Raw genomic sequence first — 11,241 nt, 5'->3', positions numbered from 1 at the left:
GGCGTTACATCAAACCCGGGAGAAGTCCGCGAAGCGGCCCTATCATTGACGGAGCACTGTATTTGCAACTACATTTAGTTACACGCAGGGAACGCCGTGTCCAAAAATGAAAAGCTGCTCGCCAAACTGCTTAACCTGCAGATGGCATTTACCTGGCCTGAGCTCGTGACATTGTTAGGCTGGCTGGGTTACCGACAAATCGAAGGGGCTGGGAGCCGCGTCAAGTTCGACATAGGCGACCCGAGTGCAATGATCACCTTGCACAAGCCCCACCCCGGCAATGAACTGAAGTACTACATTCGGCGCCAGATCATTGAACAGTTGGAATCAGGAGGCTTGATTCAGTGAGCAACCAGTTGAAATACAAAGGTTACATCGGCTCCATAGAAGCCAGCGTCGAGGACAATTGCCTGTTCGGCAAGCTGCTGTTTATCCGCCCCCTGGTCAGTTACGAAGGGCAGACCGTGGCCCAGTTGGAGGCCGCCTTTCGCGAGGCCGTGGAGGATTATCTGGCTACTTGCCAGACCCTGGGCCAGGCACCGGAAAAGCCCTGCAAAGGCTCCTTCAATGTACGGGTCGGCCATGATCTGCACCTGGCTGCGGCCCTGGCGGCGACGCAGAAAAAGGTCACGCTCAACGACCTGACACGCCAGGCGCTGAACGAGTTCCTGCGCCATCACCGTACAGACAGCCACCCCGCCCTGGGGTGACTCATCCCAGGCGGCGGTAGCCCAATAAAGCGGACACCAGCACCACTGCCCCGGCCATCAGCGCCACCCAGAACCCGCTGGCGGCGCCAAAGTGGTCGATCATCCAGCCGGAACTCGCGGCACCGATGGCCACGCCGATACTCAAGCCGGTGATCAGCCAGGTCATGCCTTCGGTCAGGCGGCTGGGTGGCACGACCTGCTCCACCAGCGCCATGGACACAATCAAGGTCGGGGCAAAAAACAGCCCGGACACAAACACCGCCAATGCCAGCCCGAGGATATCCCCCACCCACAGCAGTGGCAGGGTTGTCAGGGCAGTTGCCAGGCCACAGAGCAGGAACTGCCGGGGCAAGGGCATGTTCAGCTTCAGCGCACCGAAGGCCAGCCCCGCCAGGCACGAGCCGATGGCATACACCGACAGCACGATACTCGCGGCAGCCGGCTGGCCCTGGTGCTGGGCGAACGCCACGCTGACCACGTCTACCACCCCGACAATGGTGCCCATGGCCACCAGTAGGATTATCAACACCAGCACCGACGGCTGGGTGATCAACCAACTGCCCTGGTGCTCAAGTTGCGCGTGAATGGCAGGCTCGGTCTGTTTTTGCAGAACAAAGGCGGTCACGCCAACCGCCAACAGGATCGCCCCCACCAGCGGCCCCGCCTCGGGAAACAGCAGCACACACAATCCCACCGACAGCGGCGGGCCGAGGATAAAGCACACCTCGTCGAGCACCGATTCCAGGGCAAAGGCTGTTTGCAAACGTGGCTGGCCACGGTAGATCTCGGTCCAGCGCGCCCGCACCATGGCCGACATGTTGGGCATGCAACCGGCCAGGGCGGCAAAGATAAACAGGGTCCAGTCCGGCGCCTGCAAACGGGTACACAGCAACAGCAGCAACAACGCCCCACCGCCGATCATGGCTGCCACCGGCAAGACGCGGCCCTGGCCATAACGGTCTACCAGTCGCGAAACCTGCGGTGCGCAAAAGGCCGTGGCCAGGGCAAACGTTGCCGCCACCGCGCCCGCCAACCCATAACCGCCACGCAGTTGGGACAACATGGTGATCAGCCCGATACCGGTCATGGATATCGGCATGCGAGCGAGCATGCCGGCCGATACAAAAGCCCTGGAACCTGGCGCCTGGAACAGCTCGGCGTAGGGGTTTGCCATGGTGCGTGACCTCTTGCTGGGAGCCCTGGAGCTTGCCATTCAATGCAATCCGGGGAAAAGATATACGGTGCGTATGTGACAAATCATGAGTAACATACGCGGCGTATGTCAACCACTCACCCACAACTAGCGAGCGTTTTCCATGAGCCGAGCCCGCGCCGAGATGATTGAAGAAACCCGCGCCCGCCTGTTGGCCAGCGCCCGCCATGCCTTTGCCACCCAAGGCTTTGCCAATACCTCGATGGATGATTTCACCGCCCGCGCCGGCCTTACCCGTGGGGCGCTGTACCATCACTTTGGCGACAAGAAAGGACTGCTGGCCGCGGTGGTCGCGCAACTCGACAGCGAAATGGATGACCGTCTGCAACAAATCAGCACTCAGGCCAACAACCCCTGGGACGGTTTTTGCGAGCGCTGCCGCGCCTACCTGCACATGGCCCAGGATCCCGAGATCCAGCGGATCGTGCTGCAAGATGCACCGGCGGTGCTGGGTGCAGACGTGGGGGCCCAGCAGCACTGCATCGAATCATTGCGTCGGCTGCTGGATGAATTGATGCAGGCCGGGCTTATCGAGCATGCCCCCAGCCTGGCACTGGCCCGGTTGATCAATGGCAGCCTGGTAGATACGGCGCAATGGATTGCCCATGCCGAACGCCCGGACGAATGCCTGGAGCAAGCGCTGCAAGGCCTGGAGTTGCTGCTGCGGGGGCTGAAACCCCATCGCTGAGTTGCTCGCCACAACACGAACCCGCGACAGCGATCAAGTGCGGCGAAGCAGCAACGCCGCCACCGCACACAAGGTCAATGCCACACACGCCAGGTAGAACGCGTCGCTGTAAGCCATCAAAAATGCCTGGTGCCGCACGCTCTGGTCGAGCAACCCCAGCACTTGCTGCTGCTCCGGCCATTGCTCCTGCAACAAGCCGCCGTTCGGCAAATGTTGCTGTAAAGCCGGTTCGAAAATGCTCAGCGACTCACCGATGCGCGCCGAATGCACCTGCTCGCGCACCACCACCAGTTGCGCCAGCAGGGCCGTGCCCACCGCGCCGCCCAGGTTGCGCAACATCGAGAACACTGCCGAGGCCGAGCCGGACTGTGCCTTGGCCAGCCCATGCACCGCCAGCACCGACAGCGCCACCATGATCAGCGGCTGGCCAATGCCGCGCACCACGATCGAGGGGATGATCACGTTGCTGGCGCTGTCTGCCGACAAGTGCGCGCCCATCCAGCAGCCCAGGGCCATGATCGCAAAACCGGAGGCCACGAGAATTTTTGCGCTCAACCACTTCATCAGTCGTGGCAGGAACGGCGCCAGCACCAGTTGCACCAGGCCATAGGCAATCAGGCTGACGCCAATTTCACTGGCGTTGTAGCCCTGCATCTGTGACAGGTAATTGGGCACCAGGAATACCAGGCCGTACGTGCTGGCACCGAAGATAAACATCGCCACACTGGCCACGCCAAAGTTGTAGTGCGCCAATAGCCGCAGGTTGATAAAGCTTTTGCGGCCCCACAATTGTCGGCCGACAAAGCCCACCAGGCCCACCGCCGCCGCCAGGCTCATCCAGCCGATAAACGCCGAACCGAACCAATCCTTGCGCCCGCCCTCCTCCAGCACGATCTGCAACGCGCCCAGGCCCAGGACCATGCAGGCGATGCCCAACCAGTCGCCCTGGCGCAACAGCCCAAGGTTCATCGGCTGGCGGTCAATGGACCAGGCCACTGCCGCCAACAGCGCGATACCGGGAAACAGTTGCAGGTAGAAGATCCAGCGCCACGAATACACATCGGTCAGCCAGCCACCAATGGACGGCCCTGCGGCCTGGGCCACACTGTTGGCCAGGCTGAACAGGGCCATGCCCAGGGGGATCTTGCTGGCAGGCAGTTCGGTGATGATCAACTGGAACGATAACGGAATCAGCACCGCCCCCGCCGCCCCCTGAATGACCCGGATGATGATCATCACCGGCAGGTTCGGCGCCATCGAACAGGCCACCGAGGCCACCAGGAAAACCCCGGAGCCCCACAGCATCACCCGCCGCAACGAGAACACCTGCACCAGCCACGCGGTGAGCGGGATCATGATGATTTCCGCCACCAAATAGGCCGTGGAAATCCACGAGCCCTCCTCGAACGTGGCCCCCAGCGCACCTTCGATTTCCGGCAGGGCGGCGCTGGTGACATGCACATTCATGCCGGCCATGAAGCAGCCGAACAAACCACCGATCACCGCGACCCAGGCGCGAAACGAAACGTTCGAGGTGCGCCCATCAGCCTCCATGGGAACCGTCCTGCTGGCTGGCCGGGCGGGTGTCCACCGTGGCGATCACGGACATCCCCGGCAAGATCACGGGTGCATTCGTCTCGTCGGCCACCAGGCGGATCTTCACCGCAAAGCGCTGCACGATCTTGGTGAAATTGCCGGTGGCGTTGTCCGGGGGCAACAAGGCGAACACCGCACCGGAACCGGGGGCGATGCTTTCGATCTGGCCGCGCCAGTGCTGGCCGGAAAAACTGTCCACCGCGATATCGACCGCCTGCCCCGGCGCCATGTGCTGCAACTGGGTTTCCTTGTAGTTGGCGATCACATAGGCCTGTGCCACCGGCACCACCGCCAACAAAGGCAGGCCCGGCATCACATACTGCTGGCGGCGGACCTTGCGCTGGCCCACTACGCCGTCGAACGGCGCGCGGATCGCTGTGTCATTCAAGGCATTCTGGGCCAGGGCCAGGTTGGCCTGGGCCTCGCCCACCCGGGCCTGGGATTCGGCGATCCGCGCCTTCGCCTGCTGGCGGCGCGCCTGCAGCACCTGGCACTGGGCCTGCTGCCGGGCCACTTGGGCACGGGCCTCGGTCACCGCTGCCAATGCCTTGGCCCGCCCGGCGCTAGCGGTTTCCAGGCGCTCGCGGGTGGCGATCTGTTGATCCACCAGATCGCGGTAGCGCTGGAAGTCCAGGCGCGCACGATGGGCCTCGGCCTCGCTGCTATGCAGGGCAGCCTGGGCCTGGGCGATACGTTGCTGCTGCTCGTCGAGCCGTGCGTCGAGAGTGGTCAGGCTGGACTGGCGGGCGTTCGCCGCCGCCCGGGCTTGCTGCAACCGCGCCTGGGTGCTGCGCAGCTGCTCGACAAAATCACGCTCATCCAGGCGCACCAGCACATCCCCGGCCTTGACCGGCTGGTTGTCCTCCACCAGCACCTGGGCCACGTAGCCGGCAATCCGCGGGCTGACGGCGACCCAATCGGCGCGCACGTAGGCGTCGTCGGTCTCTTCCAGAAATCGCCCCAACTGCCACCAATACGCGGCAAACAGCCCCGCCCCCAACAGCGTCACCAGTGATGCGCCCGTCAGCAGGGCGCGGCGATGGCGCTGCATCAAGCTGGGAGTGGATGGCAGGATCGCGGGTTCAACAGCCTGGTTCATGGCTTGGCTCCAAGGTCAGCAAGGGGTAAGGGTTGAGGTTGATCATTGCGTTGCCAGCCACCACCGAGCGCCTGGAACAGGTCGATCTGGCGGTTGATCAAGCGCAGGTCGGCCTGGGCCACGCGGGCCTGGAGGTTGACCAGGTTGCGCTCGCTGTCCAGCAGTTGCAGGGCATCAAGGGCTCCGGCCCGATAACTGCGGGTGGCCAGCTCATGGGCCTGCTGGCTGTTGTCCAGCGCGGCCTGCAGGGCTTGGCGGCGCTGTTGTTCGCCCTGGTACAGCGCCAGGGCTTGTTCGACTTGTTTCAAGGCACGCAGTACCGTGCCGTCGAAACGCGCCTGGGCCTCGCGCGCCTGGGCCCGGCGCTGGCTCACTTGGGCCTGGGCAACGCCGCGCTGGGGAAAGCGCCAGGACAGCAACGGCCCCACGGAGTACACCAGCGCTTCACTGGTCCCCAGCTTGCCCAGACTGCTCGCGGAGGACTCCAGCGCGGCCCCGAAGGTCACCCGTGGATACAACTCGGCGCGAGCGACACCGATGGCCAGCGTGGCCGCTTGCAGTTGGCGCTCGGCACGGCGGATATCGGCCCGCCGCTGCACCAGCGCCCAGCCATCGCCCACCGGCAGCGGCGCCTGCAATTGTGGGCGCCGGGCACAGGTTTGCCGGGCCACCTCCAGGGGCGGCACGCCACTGAGCACCGCCAGCTCATACAGGGCCGCCTGATAGCGCGCGGTCAACATCGGCAGCGGCGCACGGGTTTCTTCCAGCAGGCCATTGAGGCGCGCCAGGTCCAGCGCCGTCGCCGCGCCGGCCTTCTGCAGTGTGCGAGTGACGTCGACACTACGCTCCAACACCTGCACCGAATGACGCTGCACCTGGCGGCTGAACGCGTAGACACAGGCCTGCCCATAGGCCCGGGTGGTCTGCGCGGCCACGGTCACCCGCCATTCGTCTTCCAGCGCCCGCGCCGCATCCGCATCGGCACGGGCGGCGGCCAGGCGATAACGCACCTCGCCCCAGAGGTCGAGGGTGTAGCTCAGGGAGAATCCAGGGGCGTGGCTCCACTGGGCCTCGGCCTGCTCATCGCGGGCCTGGGCCAGGGTCTGGTCGTCTCGGCTGCGGCCGTAGCCGACGCCGTAGGCCAGAAGAGTCGAGGGTTGGCGTTCGCCATCTACCTGCTCCAGGCGCGCCAATAGCGCGTCGACATGGGCGGCGGCGGCAGCAAGGTCTTGGTTATGGTTCAGGGCCTGCGCTACAAGCCGGTCCAATTGCGGGTCACGGTAAAGCTGCCACCAGCGCTCGGGCAGCGGTTGGGCCGCTGACCCGCTGGACAAGTGCGGCGCCGCCCGGGCCGTCAGCTGCGCTGCGGGCTCGTCGGGCAGGCCACGGCATCCGGCTAGCGCACCCAGCAAAAGCAGGGTCAGGACTGCCGGGGGGCGACTGCTGGTGGAGGGATGAACGACAAGGCTGGGCATCACAAAGCTCGCTGAAGAATGAGCTTTGCAGATTAGGCATGCGCCCTGGCGGATTCGCCCGCGCCAGGGCCATGTATCGTCGCCAAACGGACAATTGGGTTACATGAAGCAACATCAGGCCTGGGGACGAAAATGACTCGGCGGGTAACCCAGCGAGCGGCGAAACATCGCGCTGAACGCACTCGGGCTCTGATAACCATGTTCCAGCGCCACCTCCAGGATCGAGGCGCCCTGGGCCAGCAGCTTCAGGCTCAGGGCCAGACGCGCACGCTTGCGCCATTCGCCAAAGCTCATGCCCAGTTCCCGCTGGAAAATCCGGCTCAGGGTGCGCGCACTCATGTTCAGGGTGTCGGCCCAGGATTCCAGGCTGCTGTCATCGGCCGGGTTGCGGATAAACCGGGTACACAACCTGGCCAGGCGGGCTTCGCCAGGCACCGGCACATGCATGGCCACCACCGGCGCGGCCAGCAGCTCCATGCGGATCACTTCCACCATGGCCTGCAAGCGTGGGCTGTTGACTTCACCGGCGATCAGCGTCGCCGCCACGATCAGCTCGCGCAGCAGTGCCGAGACCTCGATCACCTGGCAGGTGCGGCCCAGGCTCGGCTCGACTTCGGGCATCAGGAACAGGGTGCGCATATGCACTTCGCCGGCCATGCGGATCTCGTGGGGCGTCCCGGCGGGTACCCACAACGCATGCCCGGACGGCACCAGCCAACTGCCCTGGGCCGTACTGACCACCATCACCCCGGTGACGCCGTGGATCAATTGCGCCTGGGTATGACAATGGGGATGGACCACTTCGTCGTTGCGGTAGTTGTCGGCATAAGCCTCAAGCCAAGGCCGGTGCACAGTTGTCATGGGCTGCGTCTCACGTCGTTAAGCCACTGATTCTAACTAAAAGCCCGTTGGCGAAAACGATAGATATAGACAGCCATCGTCGCATTCCAGACAGGCCACTGAACTTGTGCCCCACGCCGTCAGTCAGCTGAATGGACTTCTGGAATAAAGGCTGGATGGACAATGCGCATCTCGTTGGAACAACAAGTCGCCGTAGTCACCGGCGCCAGCTCCGGCATTGGCGCGGGGGCCGCCAGGGCGCTGGCTGCGGCCGGCGCGGCAGTCGTGGTGAACTACAACAGCCAGGCAGAACCCGCCCAGGCCCTGGCCGCGCAGATCAACCAGGCCGGTGGCCGGGCCCTGGCGATCGGCGCCGATGTGTCCAGGGAAGCCGATGTCGAACGCCTGTTCGCGCAGACCCTCGACGCCTTCGGCCACCTCGACATCCTGGTGGCCAACTCGGGCCTGCAAAAAGACGCCGCCATCAGCGACATGACCCTTGAGGAGTGGAACGCGGTGATTGGCGTCAACCTCACCGGCCAGTTCCTCTGCGCCCGCGCCGCCCTGCGTATTTTTAACCGCCAGGGCGTGCGAGCCGGCGTATCCCGGGCCGCCGGCAAGATCATCCATATGAGTTCGGTGCACCAGTTGATCCCCTGGGCCGGTCACGTCAATTACGCGGCCTCCAAGGGCGGCGTCGAGATGCTGATGCGCAGCCTCGCCCAGGAAGTCAGCCACCAACGGATCCGCATCAACGGCATCGCGCCGGGGGCGATCCGCACCGCCATCAACCGCGCTGCCACCGAGGGCGATGCCGAACAGCAGTTGCTGAAATTGATCCCCTATGGGCGCGTCGGCGACGTCGAAGATGTGGCCAACGCCGTGGTCTGGCTGGCCAGTGATGCCTCCGACTATGTGGTGGGCAGCACCTTGTTTATCGACGGCGGCATGAGTCTCTACCCGGAGTTCAAAGACAATGGTTGATCTGAAAAACGAAGCGCAAAGCGCCATCGACGCCCACGGCATTATCGGTGACATGCGCAGTGCGGCGCTGATCAACGACCAGGGCAGCATCGACTTTTTCTGCTGGCCGGAATTCGACAGCCCGTCGATCTTCTGCTCGCTCCTGGACTCCCCCGCCGCCGGGATTTTCCAGTTGACCCCGGACCTGCCCCAGGCGCGCCGGGAACAGATCTACCTGCCGGATACCAATGTCCTGCAAACCCGCTGGCTGAGTGATGAGGCCGTGGTGGAAATCACCGACCTGCTGAGCATCAGCGATGACGTTGATGACCTGCCCCTGCTGATCCGCCGGGTGCGCGTGGTGAGCGGCAAGGCCACCCTGCACCTGCGCTGCGCGGTGCGCCATGACTATGCCCGGGCACCCACTCGGGCCACCGCCGATAACGCTGATGTGTGCTTCGAGGCGCCGGGCCTGCCTGGGTTGCGCCTGGCCAGTAGCGTGCCGTTGCAGATCGCAGATGACGCCGCCGTCGCCTGCTTTACCCTGGACCAGGACCAGGGGGCCGAATTTGTCCTTGGCGACCGGGAAGACATACGCGTGGCCAGCGACGGTACCGACCTGCACCTGCAGCACACCCTGAAATTCTGGCGCGGCTGGCTGGCCCAGTCCAACTACCGCGGCCGCTGGCGGGAAATGGTCAATCGCTCGGCCCTGGCCCTGAAGCTGCTGACCTCACGCAAACACGGCGCGATCCTCGCAGCGGCCACCTTCGGCCTGCCGGAAGCCCCCGGCAGCGAACGCAATTGGGATTACCGCTACACCTGGATCCGCGACGCCTCGTTCACCGTCTACGCCTTTATGCGTCTGGGTTTTGTCCAGGAAGCCAATGACTACATGCGCTGGTTGCGCGGGCGCGTCAGCGACTGTTGCGGGCAGCCGATGAAAATCAACATTCTGTATGGCATCGACGGCCGCCAGCAATTGCCGGAAACCGAGCTGAGCCACCTCAGCGGCCACGGCGGCGCGCAACCGGTGCGCATTGGCAACGAGGCCTTTGACCAGGTGCAGCTGGATATTTTTGGCGAACTGATGGACGCGGTGTACCTGGTCAACAAGTACGGCGAAGCCATCTCCCATGAGGGCTGGAAACACACCCTGGAAGTGGTGGACCAAGTGTGCGAAACCTGGAACCAGAAAGACGTCGGCATCTGGGAAATGCGTGGCGAGCAACATCACTTCCTGCATTCGCGGCTGATGTGCTGGGTGGCACTCGACCGCGCGATCCGCCTGGCCTCCAAGCGCTCGCTGCCGGCACCGTTCGCCCGCTGGGACCAGACCCGCCAGGCGATTTATGAAGATATCTGGAGCAACTTCTGGAACGCAGAACGCGGGCATTTCGTGCAGCACATCGGCAGCACTGCCCTGGATGGTTCGATGCTGTTGATGCCGCTGGTGCGTTTTGTGGCGGCCACCGACCCGCGCTGGTTATCGACCCTGGACGCCATCCAGAAAAGCCTGGTGCGCGATGGCATGGTCTACCGCTACCGCAATGACGACAGTCAAATTGACGGTTTGCAAGGCACAGAGGGGGCGTTTACCGCCTGTTCATTCTGGTACGTCGAATGCCTGGCCCGCGCGGGGCAAGTGGAAAAGGCCCATCTGGAATTCGAGCAACTGCTGCGCTATGCCAACCCGCTGGGGCTGTATGCCGAGGAATTCGACAGCCAGGCGCGACATCTGGGGAATACACCGCAGGCATTGAGCCATTTGGCCTTGATCAGCGCGGCGACGTTTCTGGATCGCAAGTTGAGCGGGGAGAAAACCGTGTGGCAACCTTGAGAATCAAGCAGCGAAGTGAAACCCTCGTAGGCGCTATCAGGCAACTTCAACATTGGCTGTACTGACGTCATCGCAGCCTCGCTAACGCTCGACAGCTCCCACCTTTGATCTTTGCGACCTTGAGCGAGCTATCTGTCTGCCTCCTCCTGTATTCAAGGAACGAATATGAACCCGCCCCTGGCGCCCGAAAATGTTCAGTCGATACCTATGCCAACCGCACCACACCACGTGGATACTTTCCCCACCCTGCACACCGAACGCTTGCGGCTCCGGGAGTTGACCCCCCACGACGCCCCGGCGCTGTTTGCGATCTATCGCGATGCCGAGGCCATGCCTTGGTTTGGCATCGACCCCATGACCGACATATCCCAGGCCCACGCCCTGATCGCCACCTTCGCCCACTGGCGAACCCAGGCCAATCCGGGCACGCGCTGGGGCCTGGAATACGCCGGTGAGTTGATGGGCACCTGCGGGCTGTTCAAATGGAATCGCCAGTGGAACAGCTGCGCCCTCGCCTGCGAACTGACGCCGTCAGCCAGGGGCAGCGGTTTGATGAGCGAGGCTTTGCGCAGCGTGCTCGACTGGGGCTTTGCGCAGATGCAACTGCACCGTGTCGAAGCGCTGGTCCATCCGCGTAACCTGCCGTCCCAGGCACTGCTGGGCCGGCTGGGCTTTACCCGCGAAGGCGTGCTGCGCGAGGCCGGGTTTTGGGCCGGTGGCTACCAGGATCTGCACGTGTTTTCGCTGCTGGCCCATGAACACGTAAAGGTTTCGCGCTAAAGTCCAGGCTCCCTGCTGTGACCCGAACGGAGTCCCA

11 protein-coding genes are annotated in these 11,241 nt (G+C 63.7%); 6 read left to right on the top strand and 5 right to left on the bottom strand.

The features are described from left to right. The first annotated feature begins 96 nt into the window (after nt 1–96). Nucleotides 97–348 carry a type II toxin-antitoxin system HicA family toxin gene (locus tag PSH80_RS09910; RefSeq protein WP_057439099.1) on the top strand — a complete coding sequence of 84 codons (252 nt, stop codon included), beginning with the start codon at nt 97–99 and terminating at the stop codon, nt 346–348. Continuing rightward, a complete protein-coding gene (locus PSH80_RS09905; RefSeq protein WP_305420033.1) occupies nt 345–710 on the top strand; it encodes a type II toxin-antitoxin system HicB family antitoxin in 366 nt (121 codons plus the stop codon). The genes PSH80_RS09910 and PSH80_RS09905 overlap by 4 nt, the downstream gene beginning before the upstream one ends. Before the next feature lies 1 nt (nt 711). On the opposite strand, the gene PSH80_RS09900 is transcribed toward PSH80_RS09905, so the two are convergent. Continuing rightward, nucleotides 712–1,884, bottom strand: a complete 1,173-nt coding sequence (locus tag PSH80_RS09900) for an MFS transporter (RefSeq protein ID WP_120732481.1) — start codon at nt 1,882–1,884, stop codon at nt 712–714. Nucleotides 1,885–2,026: 142 nt separating this feature from the next. On the opposite strand from PSH80_RS09900, the gene PSH80_RS09895 reads away from it, so the two are divergent. Continuing rightward, entirely contained in the window at nt 2,027–2,611 is a 585-nt protein-coding gene (locus tag PSH80_RS09895; protein WP_057959159.1) for a TetR/AcrR family transcriptional regulator, read from the top strand. A gap of 33 nt (nt 2,612–2,644) precedes the next feature. On the opposite strand, the gene PSH80_RS09890 is transcribed toward PSH80_RS09895, so the two are convergent. From PSH80_RS09890 to PSH80_RS09875, 4 genes are all read right to left on the bottom strand, one after another. Next, entirely contained in the window at nt 2,645–4,165 is a 1,521-nt protein-coding gene (locus PSH80_RS09890; RefSeq protein WP_057959158.1) for an MDR family MFS transporter, read from the bottom strand. Then, nucleotides 4,155–5,306 (bottom strand): HlyD family secretion protein, encoded by a 1,152-nt coding sequence (locus PSH80_RS09885; RefSeq protein WP_057439103.1) that lies wholly within the window; start codon nt 5,304–5,306, stop codon nt 4,155–4,157. The genes PSH80_RS09890 and PSH80_RS09885 overlap by 11 nt, the downstream gene beginning before the upstream one ends. Beyond that, on the bottom strand, nt 5,303–6,781 hold the full coding sequence (locus PSH80_RS09880; protein ID WP_305420031.1) for an efflux transporter outer membrane subunit: 1,479 nt from the start codon (nt 6,779–6,781) through the stop codon (nt 5,303–5,305). Before PSH80_RS09880 ends, PSH80_RS09885 begins: the two co-directional genes overlap by 4 nt. Nucleotides 6,782–6,895: 114 nt before the next feature. Then, nucleotides 6,896–7,642, bottom strand: a complete 747-nt coding sequence (locus PSH80_RS09875; RefSeq protein ID WP_057439104.1) for a helix-turn-helix transcriptional regulator — start codon at nt 7,640–7,642, stop codon at nt 6,896–6,898. Between the two features lie 162 nt (nt 7,643–7,804). On the opposite strand from PSH80_RS09875, the gene PSH80_RS09870 reads away from it, so the two are divergent. The 3 genes from PSH80_RS09870 (at nt 7,805) to PSH80_RS09860 (ending at nt 11,204) form a co-directional block, all read left to right on the top strand. Beyond that, the gene (locus PSH80_RS09870) at nt 7,805–8,605 is read left to right on the top strand and encodes a glucose 1-dehydrogenase (RefSeq protein ID WP_057439105.1); all 801 of its coding nucleotides are present in this window, start codon (nt 7,805–7,807) and stop codon (nt 8,603–8,605) included. Further along, nucleotides 8,598–10,424 carry a glycoside hydrolase family 15 protein gene (locus PSH80_RS09865; protein ID WP_057959155.1) on the top strand — a complete coding sequence of 609 codons (1,827 nt, stop codon included), beginning with the start codon at nt 8,598–8,600 and terminating at the stop codon, nt 10,422–10,424. Before PSH80_RS09870 ends, PSH80_RS09865 begins: the two co-directional genes overlap by 8 nt. 165 nt (nt 10,425–10,589) lie before the next feature. Further along, complete coding sequence (locus PSH80_RS09860) at nt 10,590–11,204, top strand: GNAT family N-acetyltransferase (protein WP_305420027.1); 615 nt, start codon at nt 10,590–10,592, stop codon at nt 11,202–11,204. Nucleotides 11,205–11,241 lie beyond the last annotated feature (37 nt).

Origin of the sequence: Pseudomonas sp. FP818, from assembly GCF_030687335.1 — a bacterium.
Classification (GTDB): Bacteria; Pseudomonadota; Gammaproteobacteria; order Pseudomonadales; family Pseudomonadaceae; genus Aquipseudomonas; species Aquipseudomonas shahriarae.
This window is presented reverse-complemented; position numbering and strand designations above follow the sequence as displayed.

What these genes read in the sequence shown, in the direction of transcription:
- PSH80_RS09900 (WP_120732481.1), bottom strand. Translation starts at nt 1,884, where the DNA reads ATGGCAAACCCCTACGCCGAGCTGTTCCAGGCGCCAGGTTCCAGGGCT.
- PSH80_RS09895 (WP_057959159.1), top strand. Translation starts at nt 2,027, where the DNA reads ATGAGCCGAGCCCGCGCCGAGATGATTGAAGAAACCCGCGCCCGCCTG.
- PSH80_RS09890 (WP_057959158.1), bottom strand. Translation starts at nt 4,165, where the DNA reads ATGGAGGCTGATGGGCGCACCTCGAACGTTTCGTTTCGCGCCTGGGTC.
- PSH80_RS09885 (WP_057439103.1), bottom strand. Translation starts at nt 5,306, where the DNA reads ATGAACCAGGCTGTTGAACCCGCGATCCTGCCATCCACTCCCAGCTTG.
- PSH80_RS09880 (WP_305420031.1), bottom strand. Translation starts at nt 6,781, where the DNA reads ATGCCCAGCCTTGTCGTTCATCCCTCCACCAGCAGTCGCCCCCCGGCA.
- PSH80_RS09875 (WP_057439104.1), bottom strand. Translation starts at nt 7,642, where the DNA reads ATGACAACTGTGCACCGGCCTTGGCTTGAGGCTTATGCCGACAACTAC.
- PSH80_RS09870 (WP_057439105.1), top strand. Translation starts at nt 7,805, where the DNA reads ATGCGCATCTCGTTGGAACAACAAGTCGCCGTAGTCACCGGCGCCAGC.
- PSH80_RS09865 (WP_057959155.1), top strand. Translation starts at nt 8,598, where the DNA reads ATGGTTGATCTGAAAAACGAAGCGCAAAGCGCCATCGACGCCCACGGC.
- PSH80_RS09860 (WP_305420027.1), top strand. Translation starts at nt 10,590, where the DNA reads ATGAACCCGCCCCTGGCGCCCGAAAATGTTCAGTCGATACCTATGCCA.